The sequence below is a fragment of the Streptomyces ardesiacus genome, from assembly GCF_003112575.1.
Lineage (GTDB): Bacteria > Actinomycetota > Actinomycetes > Streptomycetales > Streptomycetaceae > Streptomyces > Streptomyces ardesiacus.
The window spans coordinates 99,189-120,563 of the sequence record NZ_BEWC01000004.1 but is presented as its reverse complement, the minus strand read 5'-3'; the positions used below and the strand labels follow the sequence as shown (position 1 = coordinate 120,563).

At 72.4% G+C, this 21,375-nt stretch carries 17 protein-coding genes and 1 pseudogene; 10 read left to right on the top strand and 8 right to left on the bottom strand.

The features are described 5' to 3' along the window. Positions 1–185 precede the first annotated feature (185 nt). Entirely contained in the window at positions 186–878 is a 693-nt protein-coding gene (locus tag Sdi02f_RS15440; protein ID WP_108933473.1) for a TetR/AcrR family transcriptional regulator, read from the bottom strand. 54 nt (positions 879–932) lie between these two features. Here Sdi02f_RS15440 and Sdi02f_RS15435 point away from each other — a divergent pair, with 54 nt between their 5' ends. Both Sdi02f_RS15435 and Sdi02f_RS15430 read left to right on the top strand, forming a co-directional pair. Further along, positions 933–2,054 (top strand): FAD-dependent oxidoreductase, encoded by a 1,122-nt coding sequence (locus tag Sdi02f_RS15435; RefSeq protein WP_108933472.1) that lies wholly within the window; start codon positions 933–935, stop codon positions 2,052–2,054. A 308-nt stretch (positions 2,055–2,362) separates the two neighbouring features. Continuing rightward, positions 2,363–3,673 carry a phytase gene (locus Sdi02f_RS15430; RefSeq protein ID WP_108933471.1) on the top strand — a complete coding sequence of 437 codons (1,311 nt, stop codon included), beginning with the start codon at positions 2,363–2,365 and terminating at the stop codon, positions 3,671–3,673. A 101-nt stretch (positions 3,674–3,774) separates the two neighbouring features. Here the strand turns inward: Sdi02f_RS15430 and Sdi02f_RS15425 are convergent, their stop codons facing one another. Next, positions 3,775–4,785: a LacI family DNA-binding transcriptional regulator gene (locus tag Sdi02f_RS15425; protein ID WP_108933470.1), complete on the bottom strand. Its 1,011-nt coding sequence runs from the start codon at positions 4,783–4,785 to the stop codon at positions 3,775–3,777. A gap of 223 nt (positions 4,786–5,008) precedes the next feature. Here Sdi02f_RS15425 and Sdi02f_RS15420 point away from each other — a divergent pair, with 223 nt between their 5' ends. The 5 genes and pseudogenes from Sdi02f_RS15420 to Sdi02f_RS36860 form a co-directional block, all read left to right on the top strand. Beyond that, positions 5,009–6,322, top strand: coding sequence for an ABC transporter substrate-binding protein (locus tag Sdi02f_RS15420; RefSeq protein ID WP_159107654.1), 1,314 nt, complete (start codon positions 5,009–5,011; stop codon positions 6,320–6,322). Then, the gene (locus Sdi02f_RS15415) at positions 6,319–7,254 is read left to right on the top strand and encodes a carbohydrate ABC transporter permease (RefSeq protein ID WP_051783286.1); all 936 of its coding nucleotides are present in this window, start codon (positions 6,319–6,321) and stop codon (positions 7,252–7,254) included. The genes Sdi02f_RS15420 and Sdi02f_RS15415 overlap by 4 nt, the downstream gene beginning before the upstream one ends. 2 nt (positions 7,255–7,256) lie before the next feature. Further along, complete coding sequence (locus Sdi02f_RS15410) at positions 7,257–8,117, top strand: carbohydrate ABC transporter permease (RefSeq protein ID WP_051783288.1); 861 nt, start codon at positions 7,257–7,259, stop codon at positions 8,115–8,117. Positions 8,118–8,140: 23 nt separating this feature from the next. Then, positions 8,141–9,037 carry a nucleoside hydrolase gene (locus tag Sdi02f_RS15405; protein ID WP_030400598.1) on the top strand — a complete coding sequence of 299 codons (897 nt, stop codon included), beginning with the start codon at positions 8,141–8,143 and terminating at the stop codon, positions 9,035–9,037. 212 nt (positions 9,038–9,249) lie between these two features. Then, positions 9,250–9,366: pseudogene (locus Sdi02f_RS36860) on the top strand (IS5 family transposase); the annotation flags it as partial. Between the two features lie 523 nt (positions 9,367–9,889). On the opposite strand, the gene Sdi02f_RS15395 reads toward Sdi02f_RS36860, so the two are convergent. The 3 genes from Sdi02f_RS15395 to Sdi02f_RS15385 are packed head-to-tail and all read right to left on the bottom strand — an operon-like array spanning position 9,890 to position 12,884. Next, positions 9,890–10,531: a DAK2 domain-containing protein gene (locus tag Sdi02f_RS15395; RefSeq protein WP_030400599.1), complete on the bottom strand. Its 642-nt coding sequence runs from the start codon at positions 10,529–10,531 to the stop codon at positions 9,890–9,892. Next, entirely contained in the window at positions 10,528–11,535 is a 1,008-nt protein-coding gene (locus tag Sdi02f_RS15390) for a dihydroxyacetone kinase subunit DhaK (protein WP_030400600.1), read from the bottom strand. Before Sdi02f_RS15390 ends, Sdi02f_RS15395 begins: the two co-directional genes overlap by 4 nt. Continuing rightward, positions 11,532–12,884, bottom strand: a complete 1,353-nt coding sequence (locus Sdi02f_RS15385) for an MFS transporter (RefSeq protein WP_030400601.1) — start codon at positions 12,882–12,884, stop codon at positions 11,532–11,534. Before Sdi02f_RS15385 ends, Sdi02f_RS15390 begins: the two co-directional genes overlap by 4 nt. Positions 12,885–13,057: 173 nt before the next feature. On the opposite strand from Sdi02f_RS15385, the gene Sdi02f_RS15380 reads away from it, so the two are divergent. From Sdi02f_RS15380 to Sdi02f_RS15370, 3 genes are all read left to right on the top strand, one after another. Continuing rightward, entirely contained in the window at positions 13,058–13,942 is an 885-nt protein-coding gene (locus Sdi02f_RS15380; RefSeq protein WP_030400602.1) for a dihydrodipicolinate synthase family protein, read from the top strand. Between the two features lie 127 nt (positions 13,943–14,069). Continuing rightward, positions 14,070–14,768: a GntR family transcriptional regulator gene (locus Sdi02f_RS15375; RefSeq protein WP_051783290.1), complete on the top strand. Its 699-nt coding sequence runs from the start codon at positions 14,070–14,072 to the stop codon at positions 14,766–14,768. Between the two features lie 17 nt (positions 14,769–14,785). Beyond that, a complete protein-coding gene (locus Sdi02f_RS15370) occupies positions 14,786–16,249 on the top strand; it encodes an aldehyde dehydrogenase (NADP(+)) (RefSeq protein ID WP_281262865.1) in 1,464 nt (487 codons plus the stop codon). A gap of 106 nt (positions 16,250–16,355) precedes the next feature. Here the strand turns inward: Sdi02f_RS15370 and Sdi02f_RS15365 are convergent, their stop codons facing one another. From Sdi02f_RS15365 to Sdi02f_RS15355, 3 genes are all read right to left on the bottom strand, one after another. Beyond that, the gene (locus Sdi02f_RS15365) at positions 16,356–17,174 is read right to left on the bottom strand and encodes an MBL fold metallo-hydrolase (RefSeq protein ID WP_108933561.1); all 819 of its coding nucleotides are present in this window, start codon (positions 17,172–17,174) and stop codon (positions 16,356–16,358) included. 280 nt (positions 17,175–17,454) lie between these two features. Beyond that, positions 17,455–19,161, bottom strand: a complete 1,707-nt coding sequence (locus tag Sdi02f_RS15360; RefSeq protein ID WP_108933467.1) for a SpoIIE family protein phosphatase — start codon at positions 19,159–19,161, stop codon at positions 17,455–17,457. Positions 19,162–19,267: 106 nt separating this feature from the next. Continuing rightward, entirely contained in the window at positions 19,268–21,259 is a 1,992-nt protein-coding gene (locus Sdi02f_RS15355) for an ATP-binding cassette domain-containing protein (RefSeq protein WP_108933466.1), read from the bottom strand. Positions 21,260–21,375: the final 116 nt, after the last annotated feature.

Below are 21,375 nucleotides of genomic sequence, written 5' to 3'. Positions count from 1 at the left end.
GGGCGGGTACGGTCATCCGTACTCGTCCGGGCGCTTCACGTGGACGCCGACAAGACGGCTCGCAGGCCGGGCTTGCGTGCTGGCCTCGCGGTCCAGGCACCCCCCGGAGCATGGGTGACGGCGGTGACCCGTGCCGCCCGTAGGTGCCGACCCCGGTCCCGCTCACGTCCTGCTGGAGTTGAGCGTCACGCCGGCGGCCGGTTCAGCCGGGTGGCCACGGCGTCGAGGATCCAGTCCAGGCCGGTCGCGAAGGACGTTTCGGGGTCCGTGTCCGTGCCGTCGTGGACGGCCTTGGACAGGGACGGGAAGCGGCCCGTGGCCAACATCCTTGTCACATGGGGGCCGTGGGCGCGCTGCCAGTCGCGCTCGGACAGACCGGTGGCGCGCTCGGCCCGCAGGTTCGCGACCTCGCGTCTGATCGCGCCGGTGAAGTAGGCGCTGACCGTCTCCACGGCGCGCATGACGGTGTCGATGTCGGCGAGGCCGTCGAGGGCGGCCAGCGTGGCCTCGGTCACGGCGAGGCCGTTCGGGCCCAGGGTCGGGCGGCCGCCGAGCAGGTCGGCGAGCCATTCGTGGCGGAGAGCGGTCTGCCTGGTGCGGTGGGCGAGGACGCTCAGCGCCTCGCGCCAGTCGCCGGGCTGTTCCTCGGGGAGGATCTCGGCCTGGACCTCGTCCACCATGAGGTCGAACAGCTCCTCCTTGGTGGCGATGAATCCGTACAGCCGCATCGGCCCGGCGTTGAGCCGGGCGGCGACCTTGCGCAACGACACGGACTCCAGCCCGCCCTCGTCGGCCAGCGCGACGGCGGCGGCCACGATCCGCTCCCGGTCGAGCGGCACGGGGCGAGTCGGCGGCTCAGGACGGTCCCACACAGTCATGGGAGGCATCGTACTGTTGCGATGCGACGTAGCGGAACAATACGCTGTATCGCCATGAGACGTCGTATCGCCGTGGTCGGGAGCGGTCCCGCCGGCCTCACCTTCGCCCGTGTCCTGCACCGCCACGGCCACCCCGTCGCCGTCTTCGAACGCGACCCCGCCCCTGACGCGCGCCCCCCGGGCGGCACGCTGGACCTGCAGGAAGCCCTGGGCCAGCTCGCGCTGGACAAGGCGGGGCTGCTGGCGGAGTTCCGGGCGTTGTCCCGGCCCGAGGGGCAGGCCATGCGCATCCTGGACACGGAGGGGACCGTCCTGCGCGACTGGCGTCCCCGGCCCGAGGACCGGGCCAATCCCGAGATCGACCGCGGACAACTCCGTGACCTGCTGCTCGGCCCCCTCGGCGTCCAGTGGGGCCGGGGCGTGTCGCGGGTGGTGCCCGGGGCGGACGGCGTACTGGTTCACTTCGAGGACGGGCGGCAGGACACCTTCGACCTCGTCGTCGGAGCGGACGGCGCCTGGTCCCGGGTCCGCCCCGCGGTCTCGTCGGTGACGCCGCACTACACCGGCGTCACCTCGATCGAGACCTCCCTCGACGACGTCGACACCCGCCACCCCGGCCTCGCCCGGTTGATCGGCGACGGTTCCCTCGCCGTGTACGGCGTGAACCGTGCCCTGGTCGCCCAGCGCAACAGCGGCGGCCACGTCAAGGTGTACGCCCAGTTCCGCGCACCACTGGACGGGCACAGGGACCTGGACCCGGACCCGGCGGACGCCGAGGCAGTGCGCTCGCGCCTGCTGGCTCTGTTCGACGGCTGGGCCGATCCCGTCCTCGACCTCATCCGCCGCGGCGACACGTTCGTCCACCGCCCCCTCCACGTCCTGCCCGTGTCGCACACCTGGGCCCACGTCCCCGGGGTGACGCTCCTGGGCGACGCCGCCCACCTGATGCCCCCGTTGGGGGCGGGCGCGAACCTCGCGATGCTGGAAGGTGCCGAACTCGCCGAGTCCGTCGCCACCGGCTCCCAAGATCTGGACGAGACCGTCCGGGCCTTCGAGGAACGGATGTGGGCACGGGCCGGCAGGTGGGCGGAGATCACGACGGCCGGCCTGGAACGCCTCGTCGGCCCGGACCCCGCCGAAGCCCTCGCCCTGTTCGACCAGGTGCAGCCGTCCTGACCGTCCGGCGGTGGCGCCGGAGGTGCCCTACGACCCGGGGCTGCACGGTGGCGGTGGCCCGGCGACCGGTGCGGTCGGCGCCATGGGCGTCGACGCGGCCAAGGGGAGGCAGGGCGACTTCCTTCAATCCTCGGGCCTTCGGCCCTTCATCCCGTGGTCATGCGTTCGTCGTCGGGCGGTCGCCCGGGTGACGCGCGCCCTCCGCCTGCGCTCTCGATCATGTGACGTCGTCCCACTGGTGGGTGCGGTCGCGAGCCGACGCCGGATGTGCGCCGGCCTCGCCCGCTCCCTGACGAAGGAGACCGTCCGTGCACGCGTTCACAAGACGCCGTTCCCGTGCCGTCGCGGCGACGGCGACCCTGGTGTTCACCGCCGCTGTCGCACACGTACCGGCGGCGGAGGCCTCGGCGTTCGCCGCACTGCCCCAGGTCGTTCCCCGGGCCGAGACCGCGGCGCTGTTCGACGACGACGAGGGCGGGAACGCGAACGCCGACGACCCGGCGATCTGGCGCAACCTCGCCGACCCGGACGCCAGCCTCGTCATCGCCACGGCCAAGGAAGGGGGCCTGCGCGTCTACGACCTCGACGCCCGGCAGGTCCAGTCGGTCCCCGCGCCGGCGGCGCCGGGAGCGGACGACGCTCCCGGCCGTTTCAACAACGTCGACCTGGTGCACCGGACCCCCTTGGGTACGGGCCGCACGGATCTGGCGGTCGTCAGCGACCGCGGCAGCGACAAACTGCGCATCTACCGGGTCGACGGTGACCGGCCGGACGCCCCGCTCACCGATGTCACCGACCCCTCGGCGCCGTGGATCTTCTCCGGTTCGCAGGAGGAGGTCAACCAGGAGCGCACCGCCTACGGACTGGCCGCGTACACCGATTCCGGGACCGGCAGGTCCTACGCGCTCGTCAGCCAGAACGCGACCACCCGCATCGCGCTCCTGGAGCTGACCACGACGCGCGGCGGCACGGTGTCCTACCGGAAGGTCCGCACCCTGGACCTGCCCGCCGCCTTCACGATGCCCGACGGCACGAAGTGGTCCCCCTGCGGCGACCCGGGCGAAGGCCCGCAGGTCGAGGGCATGGTCGTCGACCCGGAGACCGGCACGCTCTTCGCCGGGCAGGAGGATGTGGGCATCTGGCGCCTGCGGGCCGACCTCAAGGGCACCCCCGTCCTGCAGGACAAGGTCCGCGAGTACGGTGTGCCGGCCACGTACGACGAGGCGTCCGACGCGTGCGTTGTGGGTGACGACCCCGGCTTCGGCGGTGTCCGGGTGTCGGCGGACGTCGAGGGCCTGACCCTGGTGCGCCAGGACGACGGCGACGGGTACCTGCTCGCCTCCAGCCAGGGCGACGACACCTTCGTCGCCTACGACCGCGAACGGTCCGACGACTACGAGTACGAGGGCGGCTTCCGGGTGGGTGCCGCCTCCCAGTCGCTGGACGGTTCCGAGGAGTGCGACGGCGCGGACGCGGTCGCCGAGCCGCTCGGCCGCAGGTACCCGAACGGCCTGCTCGTCGTCCAGGACGGTCACGCGACTCCGGAGGACGGCGACCGGGAGGCCACGGGCTTCAAGTTCGTCGACCTCGGTGACGTCCTGGAGGCGCTCGACGACTGACGGCCGCCGGGGCGGCCCGGGCCTGCACGGCCGCGCTCGTCGACCCGGTCGGCGGGGCGGCCGGCAGACCTCGTGGCGGGCGCATGCGGGGCAGGCCGGGTTCACGCCGAGGCGCGACGTACCACCTGGTGCGTCAACACCACCTCCCGCGCGGGCCCCTTGTCCCCGTCGAGCCGGTCGATGAGCAGCCGGGCAGCCGAACGGCCGATCTCCCGCGCGGGGTTGACGACCGTCGTCAGCGCGGGGGAGACCATCGACGCCGCGTCGATGTCGTCGTAGCCGGTGACGGCCAGCCGCCCCGGCACATCGAACCCCCGTTCACGTGCGACGTCCAGCGCGCCGATCGCGATCAGGTCGTTGGCGCACACCACGGCGTCCGGCGGCTCGGTGGCGTCGAGCAGGAGGGCCGCCCCGGCACGCCCACCCTCCCGCGTGAAGCCCGTCCACACGGTCAGATCCTCCGGCACGGTACGTCCCGCCTCGGCGAGGGCCTGCCGGTAGCCCTCGTAGCGCTCGCCGCCCGGCTCGACGCCCGCCTCGCCGCCGATGAAGCCGATCCGCCGGTAGCCGCGCTCGCGCACGAGATACCGGACCAGGTCCCGCATGCCCTCGGTCTCGGCGCCGCGGACCACATCGCCGGGGCCGTCGGCGATCCGTGTGCCGAGGCGGACCAGGCGGGCCCCGGAACCGGCGATCAGGTCGAGGTCCGCGCGCTGTGCGCCGAACCGCCCGAGCACGATCCCGTCGAGCCGCCGCGCGGTCAACTGGCGCAGTACGGCCGGGAGGCGCGGCCCGTCCGTCATGGGCGCCTCGCACACCACCGTCAGGAGGCCGCGGGCGTACGCGATGGCCTGGACGCCGGCGGCCAGCTCGGTGTTGAACGGGTTGGTGATGTCCGGGACGACGAGTCCGACGGTGTCGGTGCGCTGGGTGCGCAGGCCGCGCGCCGACGGGTCGGCCTGGTAGCCGAGGCGGCGCACCGCGTCCTCGACCCGGGCGCGGGTGGCCGCCGACACCGGGCGGCGCCCGCTGATCACATGGGACACCGTCGTCACGCTGACTCCGGCGGCGGCTGCCACGTCCACGATCTTGACGCGGCCCGAGCCGTGCACATTCGCCTCCCGGTCGTCGGCGGCGCCCGTGCGGCGCCGTGGTCGGTGTCACCCTATCCAGAACGCAAAACGTTTTGTATCGTGCTCGCCATCAAGGTGTCGGCCAGTTTCGTGCACCTGAGTCTGTCTGCCCTCTTCTCGCCCCCTGCGATGCAAAACGATTTGGATGCGTGATGGCCATAACGTCCCTTCCCGGGGCTCCACGCGGTGCAGAGTGGTCGCCATGAACCGCTCACCGGGCGCCGCGCGCCCCCTCAGCCGCAGAACTCTGCTCGCCGCGGCTCTCGCCGCCGCTCCCGGCGTGGCGCTGACGGGGTGCGCCTCCGACGCGTCCGGCGACCCCGGGCGGACCGTGCGGTTCCTCGGCCCCGAGACCCCTGAGACGTTCCAGCCGGTCATCCGGGGCTTCGAGAAGGCACACCCGGGGCTGCGGGTCGCGTACACCGCCGTGCCGCCCGCACAGCTCAACGACGTCCTCCAGCTGAGGCTGTCCGCGAAGGACTCGGCCGTCGACGTGTACTGCGTCGACCAGCCGCGGGTCCCCGCCCTCAGCGCCCGCGGCTTCCTCACCGACCTGAACGGCGTCGGCCGGCGGGCCCGCGCGGCCGTCACGAGGGAGCAGTACGAGATCAGCTCCTGGGACGGCACCCTGCGCTCGCTGCCGGTGTGGACCTCCACCCAGTACCTGTTCTACAACGTCGACCTGCTGAAGAAGGCCGGTGTCGGCGCCCCGTCCGCGGACCCCGCCGAGCGCTGGACCTGGGAGAGGGTCCTGGACGCCGGGCGCCGTGCCATGAAGCGGGCGGGCTGCGAGTACGCCCTGATCCTGGAGCAGACGGACGCGTACTACGGTCTGCAGCCGCTGGTCGAGTCCCTCGGCGGCGGCTCCGGCGTCACCGGCGACGACATGCTCTCGCCCGCCGTCACCACGGACGGCTGGACGAAGGCGATGCGCTGGTACCACGACCTGTTCGCGGACGGCCTCTCGCCGCGCGGCGTCACCTCCTTCCAGCTGGCCTCCTTCTTCACCGCGGGCAAGGTGCCGTTCTTCGTCGGCGGTCCCTGGAACCTGGGCGCCTTCGCCGGGCTGAAGGACCTCGCCTGGGGCACGGCGCCGCAGCCGTACTTCGACGGCGGCCGTCCGGTGACCCCGACCGACTCCTGGTCCTGGGGCGTCAACCCGTACAGCCACCGCAAGGACGCGGGCCTGAAGTTCATGGAGTACGCCTCGCTGACCACCGAGGGCAGCCTCGCCACGGTCGCCGCGTCCCCGCTGATCCCGTCCCACCGCGCCGCCTTCGACGCGTACGCCGCGCGCCTGGACGAACAGGCCACGAAGTCCACCGAGGGAGTCGCCACGATCATGCGCCACGAGCTGGAGCACACGGCCGTCAGCCGCCCGCGCTCCGTCGGCTACACCCAGTTCGAGACCGTCCTGGCCTCCGCCTTCTCCGACATCCGCAACGGCTCGCCCGCCGAGCCCCGGCTCGCCAAGGCCTCGGACGAACTGGTGCGCACCTGGGAGCGACTGCGATGACGAGCACCACCCCACCCCCCGACACCCCCGGACCCGCCACCGGCCCGAAGCCCGTGGTGCGGCGCCGCACCCGCTCCCAGGCCCGCACCGCGCTCGCCTTCCTGGCTCCGGCACTGCTCGCCCTGCTCGTGCTGCGGCTGCTGCCCGCCGGGCTCGCGGTCGTCGACAGCCTGCGCCACCACAGCCTCGTCGACGGCGTCACCCGCTTCGTCGGCCTCGACAACTACGGCGACCTCTTCGGCGACCCGCAGTTCTGGCAGAGCGTGCGCGTCACCCTGCTCTTCAGCGTGATCGTCAACCCGCTCCAGGTGCTGTGCGCGCTCGGCCTCGCCGTCCTGTTCAACCGGCGTTTCGCGGGCGTCCGCTTCTGGCGCTCACTCGTCTTCGCGCCCATCGCGGTGCCGCCCGCCGTTTCCGCGGTGATCTTCGGCATCCTGTACCGTCCCGAGGGCCCGCTCAACGCGCTCCTCGGCGGGCTCGGACTGCCCTCCCAGCCGTTCCTGACCAGCCCGGCGCAGGCGCTGTACGCGCTGATCGTGCTGATGAGCTGGGTCGGTGTCGGCTACTGGATGACCTTCCTCATCGCGGGCCTCCAGGACATCCCGCAGGAGACGTACGACGCCGCCGCCATGGACGGCGCGAACGCGTGGCAGCGCTTCGTGCACGTCACGCTGCCCCTGCTGCGCCGCCCGCTGGCCTTCGTCCTCGTCGCCGACACCGTCTCCAACTTCCTGGTGTTCGCGCCGGTCCAGCTGCTCACCGGCGGAGGCCCCGAGGGCTCCACCAACCTGCTCATGTACGACGTCTTCCGCCGGGCCTACAGCGTCGGCGACATCCACTACGCCCAGGCCGAGGTGGTGCTGCTCGTGGCGCTCACCCTCGCCGTCGTCGCCGTCCAGTACCGGCTGATGCAGGGCAAGGGGGAGGAGTAGCCATGACAACGCCGCACCGTTCCACGGTCCCGGGCCGCCCCTCCCCGGCCCGGCACATGCCGGCGATCGCCGCCGTAGTGATCGGCCTGCTGTTCGCACTGCCGCTGGTGTGGGTCCTCGCGGGTTCCCTCCGCCCCGGCTCCCGGGTCCTCGGAAGCCTCGGCGAGCTGTCCTGGCGCTCACTGATCCCCACCGACGCGACGCTGCACAACTACGTCACCCTGTTCCAGGGCGAATTCGGGCGCGCCGTGCTCAACTCGGTGCTGGTCGCGGCCGTCACCGTCGCGCTCGGCCTGCTGGTCTCGGCGAGCGCCGCGTTCGGCCTGTCGGTCTTCGAGTTCCGGGGACGCGGACTCGTGTTCGCCGTGATCCTGCTCAGCTTCATGATCCCGTTCGACGCGATCGCGATCCCGCTGTCGTCCCTGTTCCGCGACTGGGACCTGCAGAACACGTACGCGGGCCTGATCCTGCCCGGCATCGGAAACGGCCTTGCCGTCTTCCTGCTGCGCCAGTTCTTCCTCGCCGTACCGAAGGAACTCGTCGAGGCCGCCCGCATCGACGGCCTGAGCTGGTGGGGCGTGTTCACGCGCATCCACCTGCCGCTGTCGCGGCCCGCCCTGATCGGCGCGGGCCTCACCCTCTTCACCTTCCAGTGGCAGTCGTACATGTGGCCCCTGCTGATCGGCACCGAACCGTCCAAGCAGCTCGGCCCCATCGCGCTCGGCACGCTCCAGGGCCAGATGGTCGTCGACTACGGGCAGGTCTTCGCGGCCGCCGTCGTCCTCACCGTCATCCCGCTGGTCGTCCTGCTGCGCCTGCAGCGCCACTTCACCCAGTCCATCGCGAGCAGCGGCCTCAAGTAACGGCCCGAGTAAGGACCCCACGCATGACCACCCCTCTCCACCACGTCCTCCTCGACACCGACCTCGGCAGCGACGTCGACGACGCACTCGCGCTCGGCGTGCTGCTCGGCTCGCCCGCCGACGTCCGCGTCGAGGCCGTCACCACCGTCTACGGCGACACCCTGCTGCGTGCCCGACTCGCCCACCGCCTCGCCGCCCTGGCCGGGCACGAGCTGACCGTGGTGCCGGGCGCCGAGCACACCCTCTCGGGCAGGGAGGTGTGGTGGGCCGGACACGAGGGCCGCGCCTTCCCCGACCTGGAGACGGAGCCCGTACGCGACGGCGTGCCCGCCGACCGTTTCCTCGCCGAGGCCGTCCTCGACCGTCCCGGCGAGCTCGACGTCATGGGCATCGCCCCGCAGGCCAACCTGGCCCGCGCCCTCGCCCACGCGCCGGACTTCGCCGCTTCCGTCCGCACGCTCTACCTCATGGGCGGCCACTTCGCGCCGGACGCCGGGCCCGAACACAACATCGTCAGTGACATCACCGCCGCCCGTGCCGTCTTCGCCGCCGGCGTCCCCACCGTGATCACCGGCCTCGAGACCACCCGCCGGGTCCGCATCGGCCGCGACGGCATCGAACGCATCCGTGCCGCCGGGCCCTTCGGTGCCGCGCTCGCCCGCGAGATCGACGCCTGGACCGGCTTCACCGGCGAAGGCTGGAGCGTCCCGCACGACCCGATCACCGCCCTGTCGATGCTCCGCCCCGACCTGTACGACACGGAGCCCGGCACGGTCACCGTCGACGACGAGGGCGTCACCACCTTCCACCGCGACCGGTCGGGCCACGTCCGCCTCGTCGTCGACGCCGACCTGGACCAGGTGGCCGAGGAGATCGTCACCCGCATCGAGTGTGCGGGAACCACGGCCACCGCTTCGTAGCACCACGCAGCCGGACCGGTCGCGGGCGGATGGGGGGGCGAGGGCGGGGGAGCGGGCAGCGGGCGGGGAGCCGGCCGGAGTGGCGGGCGGGCGACGCGCAGGCCCGCCACCAGCGACGCGCAGGCCGCCGCCGACGAGGCGCTGTGCGCGGCCGGTGGCACGGATGCTCCGCGAGGGACCGCGCCGACCGCCGGGCACCAGATCCGGCACCCGGCATCGACATGGAGATCACCGCCCGCGCCCCGGGGACCAGAGGATTCCCACCGGTCCAGAAGCGCCGGGCGGCCGAGGGGACCTGCGGCCGGCTGATGCTCCACCGACGTCTCGCGACGTCTCGCCCGCCACTCCTCTGAACCGCATCCCCCGCGTCCGTCTGCTCGCAGTGAGCTCACGGCGGACGGGGGCCAGTGGCTTCAGTCGTGTTCCCGTCTTCCGTACGGCGCGGCCTCGTACGGCATCGGACAACCCCTCCCCGGGGACCGCCGGACGCTCGCGGTGCAGCCCGACACGGCTTGCCTGATCCGTCTGCCCGTACGGCGCCGTTCCCCGGCTGTGGTGGTTGAGGTTCTCAGTGTCCGGGCCGACTGGGCTGCGGCCGTGGCTGTGGCCGGCGTCGCCGCCCGCGGCGCGGGCAGCAGGTACTCACCGGCTGCCTGCGCGCGGGAGCAGGGGCACCCATCGCTCGTCCCGCACGTCGTGAGCGACCCAGACCGGACCCCACCGACGTGACGCCCGGCCGCCCCCGCCACCCCACCCGGCGGAGAACGAACCCGTCCTCGGCGCCCGCACCGGCCCTGCCCGGGCGGTCCGGGAACGGCGGTCGTCGAGGGCACCCTCCGGTCCGGCCCGCGGTCAGTTCGGCGGTGCCTCGTTCGGCAGGGCGGGCAGGTGGTCCGTGAGGTCGCCCGGTGCCCGGCCGTCGGCCCGTGCGCGGGACCAGAACAGCAGGGCGACACCGAGGGCCCCGGGGTCGGGGTGACCGACGGCGCGCTCGCCGACGTAGGAGGCACGTCCGCGGCGGGCGCGCAGCGCGGCGGTGGACCGGGCGCCGTCGAGGGCGGCCACGGCCACGTCCCGGGCGTCGGCCCCCGACTGGAGGGCGTCCCGGGCGGGAGCGAGGGCGTCGACCATCGTGCGGTCCCCCGGTTCGGCCTCGCCGACGCGCTGGATCGCCGCCAGGCCCTCGCGCACCCCGGTGAGCCAGGCGTCCTCGCCGGGAGAGGCGGCGTGCGCCCGGGCCAGCTCCTGGAAGAGCAGACCGATCAGCGGGCCGCTGGTGCCGCCGACCTCGTCGAGGAACACGGCGGCGGCCACGGTGTAGGGCGGCTCGTCCGGGTGGGCGTCGAGGGCGCCGGTGACACGGTCCAGCCCCTCGCAGAGGTTGTCGCCGAAGTCGCCGTCGCCGGAGAGCTGGTCCAGCGCGGTGAGCGTCTCGTAGGCCGTGTGTGCGGCGTCGGCGTAGGTGCGCAGCACGAGGCTCGGGTCGGTGGTCATCGGACGGCCTCCTGTGCGGGGAAGGCGACGGTGCGGGCGGGGGCGTGCCAGTGGGCGGCCCAGTCGTCGTCCAGGGCGGTCAGGGTGAGGGAGAAGCCGCTCATGTCGAGCGCGGGCACGTAGGAACCGACCAGGCGGCCGGCCACGTCCAGGCCCCGTTCGCCCAGCAGCCGGGAGACCCGGGCGTGGACGGCGTACAGCTCCAGCAGCGTGGTGGCCCCGAGGCCGTTGACGAGCAGCAGCACGGACCGGGCCGTGGCCGGCAGCGCGTCGGCGACCTGGTGCGTCATGCGGTCCACGAGCTGCTCGAAGCCGGGATGCTCCACGGTGGTCGCGGCGCGCTCGCCGTGGATGCCGACGCCGTACTCCAGCGTGCCCGCCGGCAGCGGGAAGGCTTCTCCGCCGCGCGCGGGCGAGGTCTGGGCGCGTCCGGCGACGGCGACGCTGCGGGAGGCCGCGGCGACCCGGGCGCCCAGCTCGGCCAGCTCGTCGAGTCCGGCGCCGGCGTCGGCGGCGGCGCCGAGGAGCTTCTCCACGATCACGGTGGCGCCGGTGCCGCGGCGGCCGGTCGCGGTCTCCTCGCTCTCCGTCGCGAGGTCGTCGTCGACCAGGACGCGGGCGACGGGGATGCCGTCGGCCCGCAGGCGTTCGGCGGCGATGCCGAAGTTGATGCGGTCGCCGGTGTAGTTCTTGACGACGTGCAGGACGCCGGCCGGGCCCGCGACGGCCTTGGACGCCTCGTAGATCTGCCGGTTGTGCGGGGAGGCGAAGACGCGACCGGGAGCGGCGGCGTCCAGCATCCCGGCGCCGACGAATCCGGTGTGCAGCGGCTCGTGGCCGGAGCCGCCGCCGGAGACGAGCCCGACACGCCGGCCGGGGTGCCGTTCGCGGGCGGTGACGTAGAGCGGGTCCTCGTGGAGGGTGAGCAGCCCCGGGTGGGCCAGGGCCAGGCCGCTGAGGGCCTCCTCGACGGGCTGTTCGGAGGGAAGGAACAGACGGTTCACGAGACCTGGGTCCTTTCGACGCGGTGGCTGGGGTCCGTCGCGGGCAGGGCGGGGCCGGGTGCCTCGCCCGCCCGCAGTCGGGTGGTGGCCAGACCGGAGAGGACGGCGACACCGACGCAGTAGGCGATCAGCCACGACCAGTGGCCGCCGGCCACGGACAGCAGGGCGGTGCCGATGAGCGGGGAGAGCCCGCCGCCGAGGGTGGCGCCGATCTGCTGGGTGACGGACAGCCCGGTGTAGCGGACGTTGACCGGGTACAGGTTGGCGAACAGCGCGCCCTGCGCTCCGTACATGGCGGCGTGTCCGACGCCGAGTCCCAGGGTCATGCCGACGGCGTAGCCCCAGAACTGGCCCGTCTCGATCAGGAGGAAGAAGGGCAGGGCGAGGACGGCCTGGAAGGCCGCTCCGAAGATGTACACCTTGCGCCGGCCGACGCGGTCGGAGAGCGCCCCGAAGTAGGGGAGCGTGAAGCACTCGACGGCGCAGGCGATGAGTACGGCGAGGAGGACGGGCCCCTTGGCGAGGTCGAGTTCGGTGGTGACGTAGGTGATGGCCACCACGTAGTAGATGTTGAACAGACCGCTCTCGGCGATCTTGGCCAGTACGGAGAAGACGACGGTGGCCGGCTGTCGGGTGAGGACCTCCTTCACCGGCAGGCTCTGCACCTCGCGGTCCTCGCGCATCTTCACGAACTCGGGGCTCTCGGTGACGTGCAGCCGCATCCAGATGCCGACGCCGACCAGGAGGATGCTGGCGAGGAACGGCAGGCGCCAGGCCCAGGAGTCGTAGGAGCCCGAGGGCAGGGTGGAGTCGAGGACGGTGACCAGGCCCACCGGGATCAGGACGCCGGCCGGAGTGCCGATGTGCACCAGTGAGGTGAAGAAGCCCTGGCGGGAGCGGGGGCTGTACTCCAGGGCCATCAGGACGCCGCCGCCGTACTCGCCGCCCATGCCGAGGCCCTGGACCAGCCGGATCAGGACCAGCAGGATCGGCGCCGCGACACCGATGCTGTCGTAGGAGGGCAGCAGGCCGATCGCGAACGTGCCGATGCCCATCATGAGCATGGTGATGATCAGGACGTTCTTGCGGCCCAGGCGGTCGCCGAAGTGCCCGAAGAGGATGCCGCCCAGCGGCCGGGCGGCGTACCCGACGAAGTACGTGGCGAAGGCGGCGAGGGTACCCACCAGGGGCGAGGCGTCGGGGAAGAAGATCTTGTCGAAGACCAGTGCTGCGGTGGTCGCGTACAGCGTGAAGTCGTAGTACTCGACGGTGGTTCCCAGGGCGCTGGCCGTGACGACCTTGCGCAGGGAGGTCTCCCGGGAAGCGGGTGTAGCGGCCGGTTGGGGCATGCTCGCTCCATTGCGATGGCGGCTCGGACGACACGGTCGGACCTCCCCTCAGTGTGGGGAGAGAGGCCGTGTCCGGAAAGCGGTGGTTCTGCTGAGGCAGGACCGCGTGCTAGCATCTGATGCATCAGACATTACATCCGCACCTAGGTTGCGGCAATACCCGGGAGGCGCACGTGAAGGACGTCCAGCTCGGCGGGATGATCTCCACCGTTGTCACGCCGTTCGACGAGAATGACCAGGTCAACCTGGACCTGCTGCGCGGCGAGGTCAAATTCCTCCTCGACCAGGGCGTGACCGCCATCTGTGCCTGCGGCAGCACCGGAGAGGGGCAGACGCTCTCCCTGGAGGAGAGCGCCGCCATCTGCGCCACCGTCGTCGACGAGGTCGACGGTCGAGTTCCGGTCATCGGTGGCGTCATCCAGAATTCCACCGCTCAGGCGAAGCGCTACTCCCTCGCCCTGAAGGAAGCCGGCGTCGACGCCCTCCAGGTCACCCCGGTGCACTACGTCTTCGCCCCCTCGCCCGAGGAGACCGTCGCCCACTACCGCGAGATCGGCGAGGCCACCGACCTGCCGATCGTGCTGTACAACGTGGTGCCCTGGGCACTGGTCCCGGTCGACACCATCGAGCTGCTGCGCGACGTCCCGCAGGTCACCGCCGTCAAGCAGTCCGGCGGGGACATCCACCTCCTCGCCGACCTGCTGCACCGCATGCGCGACCGCTTCACCGTGCTCGCCGCCCTCGACGACCTGCATTACCCGGCCTTCGTCATGGGCGCCCACGGCGCCCTCGCCGCCATCCCCACCGTCACGCCGCGCCTCAGCGTGGAGCTGTGGGACGCCGTCCAGGCGGGCGACCACATCAAGGCGCTGGAGCTGCACGAGAGGATCCTCACCGTCTGGCGGGCGATCGACGCCCCGAACCTGCCCGCCACCATCAAGGCCGCCCTGGAACTCCAGGGCCGCTCGGCGGGCCTGCCGCGCCGCCCGTTCCGGCCCGCCACGGACGCCGAGCGCGCGCGCATCCGCACCGCGCTGGAAGCCGCTAGGCTGATCTGACCGATCCCATCTGATCGATCAGATGCTGTGTGCCACCGGCGCCGGTGCCGCGTCCCGGCCGGCGCCGGAGCGACCGTCGGAGCAAGCAGTCGTCGGAGCAAGCGACCGTTGGAGAAGAAGGGCGATCATGGCCACCCCCTCCGTCCGTAGCCGCGGCGGCACCACGCCCCTGGTGGTGGAGTCGATCTCCGAGCAGCTCTACACGATCCTGTGCGAGCGGATCACGACCGGTGTGTACGCGCCCGGTTCCCGGATGGACCCCCAGGCCATCGCGAAGGAGTTCGGAGTCTCCCGCACCCCGGTCCGCGACACGCTCGTACGGCTTGAGCACGACCGTCTCGTGGAAACGCGCCCCCGCTCCGGCACCTTCGTCACCCGGCCCTCCCGCCAGGACGTCCACGAGGTGTGCCAGCTGCGCAAGGGCCTGGAGTGGCTGGCCACCGGCGTCGCCGCCCGGACGATGCCCCTGGAGCAGATCACCGACCTGCGCGACGAAGCCGTCGCCGCGCTGCGCGCCGCCGAGCGGGGGGACTACGAGCCGTTCTTCGCGAGTGACACCCGCATCCACCACGAGATCATCGCGCACACCGACAACAGCCGCCTGATCGCGGCCCGCGAGTCGGTCGAGCCGTTCGTCTACTGGCTGCGGGTCCTCGGCGCCACCGGCCCGCACCGCCTCGCCGGCTCCACCCGGCGCCACCTCGAAATCCTGGACGCCATGGCCGCCCGCGACATCGCGACCGCCCAGGAGGCCGCCGCCCTCCACCTCACCGAGGTCGAGGAGTGGACGCTGGCCGACATGGCCTCCCACGACATCGTCACCTGACCCGACGCCCCATCGACATGCCGACCGGTCGACGGATCGCCGCGTCGACCCGTCGACCGTTACGAGGTCCCTCCATGAGCACCACCCTGCCCTCGACCGCCTCGACCCTGGACACGGTTCTCGCCCAGGCGTCCGCCGCCGCCGGCCCCGCCCGCGCCGTCCCGTCCGGGGACCGCGCCCGTCTGCTGACCGCAGTCGCCGACGCGCTCGACGCCGCCGCAGACACCCTCGTCCCCGTCGCCCAACGGGAGTCGCACCTGCCCGAGGCACGCCTCAGCGGTGAACTCGCCCGCACCACCTTCCAGTGCCGGCTCTTCGCCGAGCGCCTCGCCTCCGGGGCCCTCGACGACGTCCGCGTCGACCACGCCGACCCGCACTGGCCGATGGGCGCCCGTCCCGACATCCGCCGCACCACCGTGCCGCTCGGCCCCGTCCTGGTCTTTGCGGCGAGCAACTTCCCCTTCGCGTTCAGTGTGCTGGGCGGCGACACCGTCAGTGCCCTCGCGGCCGGCTGCCCCGTCGTCGTCAAGGCCCACCCCGGCCACCCCGAACTCTCCCGGCTCACCGCATCCGTCGCCACGGCGGCCCTGGACGCCGCCGGAGCACCTGCCCACCTGCTCCAGCTCGTCGAGGGCGAGCGCGAGGGAGCCGACGCCGTACGGGACCCCCGCATCAAGGCCGTCGGCTTCACCGGCTCCACGCACGGCGGCCGGTACCTCTTCCAGCTCGCCGCCGACCGTCCCGACCCCATCCCCTTCTACGGCGAACTCGGTTCCACCAACCCGGTGGTCGTCACCCCGGCGGGCTGGTCCGACCGCGCCGAGGACATCGCCACCGGCTTCGCCGCCTCCTTCACCCTCGGAGCCGGCCAGTTCTGCACCCAGCCCGGCGTCGTCTTCGTTCCCGACGCCGACGCCTTCCTCGCGGCCCTGCCGCCGCTGACGACCGGCCCGATGCTCGGCGACCGCATCGCCGCGGCCTACGCGACCGCGCTCGACGACCTCGCCGCCCGCGACGGAGTGACCGTGGCCCGGCGCACCGGCCGGGGTACGGACCTGCCGGAGGTCGCGCTCCTGCGCACCACCACCGAGGCCGTGCGAGCGGACCCGTCGCTCATTTCCACGGAGGTCTTCGGCCCCACCTCGCTCCTCGTGGAGTACGGCAGCCTGGAGGAGGTGGAGACGGTTCTCGCCGACTTCGGCGGTGCCCTGACCGGCACCGTCCAGGGCGGTCACGTCCTCGACGAGGACGGCCGGCGCCTGCTCGACGTCCTGGCCGGGCACGCCGGACGCGTCATCTGGAACGAGTGGCCCACCGGAGTCACCGTCACCGACGCCCAGCACCACGGCGGCCCCTGGCCCGCGTCCACCGCCCCCACCACCACCTCGGTCGGCACGGCGGCGGTGAAGCGCTTCCGCCGCCCGGTGGCCTACCAGAACGTCCCGCAGCAGGCCCTGCCGGCGGAGATCCGGGACCGGTAGGCCCGGGGGCCCTGGCCGGTCGGGGCAGGAGAACCCCGGCGGGCGGGTCCTGGCGTGAGCAACGGTTCACTGGCAGGGGCGTCCTGTGGCGGAAGCGGATCCCTGGTCAGGCGTCCCCCCGCGCTCTTCCTCGGGCCAGGCTTCGGGCCTGCGCCTCGTGAAGGTCGCTTGCCCACTCCCAGCCGGGCTTGGGCGAAACGACTCGTGGGTCGCTGGACACCCGGGCGTCACGCAGGTCCTCCACGTACGCCCGATCCCGTGTGATCCTTGCGCGTACCTCCTCGTCCCTGGCGACGGATCCGTGTCCGGGGACGAGGACATCGACGTCGTCCGCCGTGCCCTCGAGCACTCCCAGACCGACGAGGTAGTCCTCGATCGGGTTGTCGGTGGCGTCGAGCAGGGGAACGAAGACGTCGGAGAGCATGTCGCCGGCGATGAGAACGCGGCGTTCCTCGATCAACAGCGCCGCATGGCCCGGGGCATGCGCCGGATGCTCAATGATCCGCACCGCGGGGCCGTCCCAAGGAAGCCGTGCGGTTCCGGCAGGCAGACCAGTGAGGAGGCCGTACAGGGCCAGTGGTGTGTCCTCGGCGATTTCCGGTGGCAGACCCTCGGCGACGCCGGCCTTCCAGTCCGCGTCCGACAACACGTCCTGCATGAAGGCCGCGCAGCGGGCCGTGCCGTAACGAGGCGCATCGCCCAGTTCGGCATGCCAGAGCACGTGGTCCCAATCAGGATGCGTCGAGAAGCCTGCCACCACGGGCAGGTCCAGCTCACGAAGGTCGTTCGCCAGGCAGGTCATTTCGGCGCCGGTAATGCCGGCGTCTACGAGGAGCACGCCGTCCCTGCCCTGCACGACAACGGTGTTGTTCTCCAGCAACTCGCTCCGATGGATCAGCACACCCTCGACGACCTGCTTCAGCATGGGCCCCTCCTGTTCGAAGAGTGCCGCCGCGTCCTGACCGGCACCGGGTCGTTGGTCCTGCTCGAGATCGAACTCCCTGCCCGATCGGCCGGCTTCACCCTGCCAGAAGGGCTGACGCGCATCAACACAACCGGGCGGGGGCGTGCGAGGGCGCCCCTCAACGACCAGACCGTCGTCCGCCGGGAGCATCGAGGAGCCCGGCAGAAACGGCACATCGCCGGTCACCGCGCACCCGACGCCCCGTACGGCCGAGTGCTGATGCACGAGCGCCGAAGGCAGTTCACAGTCGGGCGCGGTGCGCGGTGCGCAGGGCGAGGAGGGCGATGTCGTCCTCGTTGGCCGCGGGACGGGCACGGGCGAGGAGCTCGTCGGTGAAGGTGTCCAGGGGATGGTGCGAGAGCGCGGCGGCCTGACGGCTCAGCCGGTCCAGTCCGTCGTCGAGCGAGGCACCGGGCTCCTCGATGAGGCCGTCGGTGTACAGCAACAGGGTGGCGCCGGGTGGCAGGAGCAGCGACACGTCCGGGCGTGGCTCCGCCCATCCGGTCCCGAGGAGCATGCCGTGCGCGTCGGTGAGGTACTGGGTCGCCCCCTCACGGGTGATGAGCAGGGGCGGCGGGTGGCCCGCATTGGTCCAGGTCAGCTCCCAGCCGAGGGGTCCGACCCTGGTGAGCCGGGCCAGGACGAGGGTGGCCATGTCGGATCCGGACAGCTGCATGGCGGCCTGGTCCAGCCATTCGACGATCTTGCTGGGTGGCTTCTGCTGGGAGAAGGCGTAGGCGCGCAGCATGTTCCGCAACTGGGCCATGTCGGCCGCCGCTTCCAGGTCGTGCCCGACGACGTCGCCGATGACCAGTGCGGTCGCGCCGTCGGGCAGGACGAACGCGTCGTACCAGTCGCCGCCGACCTGGGACGCGTCCGGCGCCGGCACGTAGCGCGCCGTCATCTGCAGGTCCGGCACACGCGGCAGCTGCGGCAGAAGGTGACGTTGCATCGTCTCCGACACCTTCCGCTGCCGCTCGTAGAGACGGGCGTTGTCCAGTGCCAGCCCGGCCCGCCGCGTGATCTCCTCCAGCAGGGGCAGATCGGCGGTCGTGAACGGGTGCGAGCCGTCGGAGCGGCCCAGAGTCAGTGCGCCCAGCACGTCCCGGAGGCCGCGGATCGGGCCGATGACGGCGGACTGGATCCCGGTGGCCGCGAAGAGCCGGCCCTGTTCCACGGCGAGTTCCGAGTCCGGCTCCCCCCGATAGGTCTCGGGGCCCGTGAGCGCGGACGCGGCGCCCCTCAGCGCACGGGAGAGAGGAAGCTGGGACTCCTGAGGCACCGCCGACATGGGCCCGACGAGGTTCTCCTGGTTCCTCAGGTCGCCGTCCTCGGCGTGGACGACGACACGACGCCACACCCCGCCCGCCTCGGTGATGAGGTCGACGACGGCCCAGTCCGCCAGCCGCGGCACCAGCAGACGCACCAGTCGGTTCAGGACCTCCTCGACGTCCATCGTCGAGGTCAGCTGGGTGGTCAGCTCCGCGAACAGCGCCAGGCGCTCCAGCTCGGACAGGGGCTCTTGCAGCGAACCGGGCTCCGTGTCGTCCAGCGGGTGAAAGAACGCCAGCGTGCCCCGTCGGCCGCCCGCGTCGTATCCGGTGACCAGCCAGGCCACAGGGGTGACCGAACCGTCGCCCCGCTCGAACCAGAGCGCTCCGCCTTGCGCCGTGCGGCCCGCCAGGACGGCCTGCCGGACCGGGCACTCGCTTCTCGGTTCGGGCTGGCCGAGGGCGTTCCGGTGCAGCGTGTCATGCGCGTCCCGCCCGAGCAGTTCCACGGCGTTCCGGCCGAGAAGCTGCTCGGCCACCGTGTTGACGGCGGTGATGACGCCCTGCTCGTCGGCCAGGTATGCGGCGGCGGCCAGTGATTCCAGCCAGGCAGGCCGAGGCCCCGACCCGCCCGCGGGAGCCTGTCCACCAGGTGCCGAGGGGCCTTGTCCCTGCATGTCTCCGCCCTCCTCATGGCCGGCATGGAACAGTGACTTTTCCACGGGCTCCCAACCCGTCAGCGCAGACACGCAAGATGATCCGCTGGGTGGCAGGGTCATACGGTCATACCTGGTCCGGGACGGTCGGCGCGGCAGGGCCCGGGATGCTGGGGGCCGGGGCGTACTGGGCGGCCTGGGCGTCGAACATGGCGGCGTACCGGCCGCGGGCGGTGACGAGTTCGTCGTGGGTGCCGTGTTCGGCGAGGTGCCCGTCGCTGAGGACGTAGATGTGGTCGGCGTGACGGACACCGGACATGCGGTGGGTGACCAGGACGACGGCCCGGTTCGGGGCGGCGAGGCGGCGGATGCGGTCGAAGGCCTGGATCTCGGCTTCGGGGTCGAGGGCGGAGGTCGGCTCGTCCACGATGAGCACGCCGTCCGCCTCGGAGGTGGAGCTGCGCCAGTGCGTGCGGGCCAGGCCGACCTTCTGCCATTCGCCGCCGGACAGTTCGATGGCGCCGCGGAAGACGCGGGCCAGCAGGCTGCGCAGGCCGTCGGGGAGTTTGGCGATGACGGGTCCGGCGACGGCGTAGTCGACCGAGGGCTGGAGGTCCTCGTCCGTCGCGGGGTGGTCGGGGCGGCCCAGGCGGATGTTCATCGCGGCGGTCACGGGCCAGCGCTGGAAGTCCTGGGTGAGCAGGGACACGCGTGCGAAGACCTGGGTGCGGTCGAGACCGGTGAGATCGGCCTCGCCCCAGCGCAGCGTGCCGGCGTCGGGCAGCAGCAAGCCGGAGAGGATCTTCATCAGGGTGCTCTTGCCGGAGCCGTTCTCACCGACCACCGCGGTGACGGACCCCATCGGCAGGGTCAGCGAGACCCCGTCCAGGGCCGCGGTGTCCCGGTCGGGATAGCGGTAGGTGACCTGATCGAGAACGATCTCCCCGACCCGCTCGGGAACGGGCGCACCGCCGGTGGGGAGCGTTCGCCGGGCGGCCTGGGTGAGGAAGCGGCCGTGGTCGCGGACGTAGAGGCTCTCCTCGTGGAGCTGATTGATGTTCATGACCAGCGCGCCCAGGCTCGCCGAGCCGGTCCGTACGGCGACGACGGCGGTTCCGGCGACGGCGAGGCTCATGTGCCCGGCCATGATCAGCCAGAACATGGCCCCGTAGGTCGCGGCCATCGCCAGGCCGGACAGGGCGGAGGCGGCCCATTCGGTCAGGGCCTTGCTGGAGGCGAGGCGCTCCTGTTCGGCTTCGGCGCTCTCGGCCATGCGTTCGTAGCGGCCGAGGAGGAAGGGGCCGACGGCGTGGAGACGGACTTCCTGTGCGGCGCTGCGTTCGGTGAGCAGGTTGCCGATCAGGCGGCTGGCCCGCACGTGCTCGATCCAGCTCATCACCGACACGTACCGTTCCTGGGCCACGCGCATGGCGCCCCAGCCGCGCGGGGCGGCGATGAGGAGCAGCATGGGCAGCAGCACGGGGTGGAGCACGAGAAGGACGCCGGCGGTGGTGATCAGGGAGATGAGGCCGTTCAGCGCCGCGACGCAGGCGCTGATCATGCGGCGGGCGGAACCGGGGCCGTGCTGGGCGATGTCCACCAGCCGCCGGAAGTCGGGATCGTCGATGGCCTCCAGCTCGACGCCGACCGCGGCGGCCAGGTACTGCGTCGTGGCGATCCGCTCGACCTTCGGCTCCAGTCGCCCGGCCCGGGACGTGGACCACGCGGACAGGGCGGAGTTGACGACGCCGATCGCGGCGGCGGCCAGCAGACCCGGCAGCAGGGCGTGCAGCCGTTCGGCGGCGCTGCCGGTGCCGGCCAGCAGGGCGTGCATCACGGCGTTGACGGCGAGCAGGCCGGCGGCCGAGGCGATGCCCTGGCCGATCTCGCTGACCCCGACCGAGAGCAGGGCACGCCGGTCGGCCTGCCACGCCATGCGCAGCGTGGCGCCGACGAGCGCGGGCATGGAACGCAGCGCGGACATCATGGTCAGGTCCAAGGTCGCGTGCTCGTGCTGGGACCAGCCCATGTCGTAGCGCAGGGGCCCGCCGAACAGCTCGTGCTCGGCGTCGGACACCTGCGGGTCGGCCATCCTGACCGGGCCGAAGAGCCGCTTCACAGGGCAGCTCCCGCAGGCCCGTTCAGCCCCTGGTACGACGGGTCGTTCGCCGACACCCGGGTCCGTTCTGCATGCCTGTCCGGCTCCGGGGGGCGCGCCTCTCCCGTCCGTTCCCT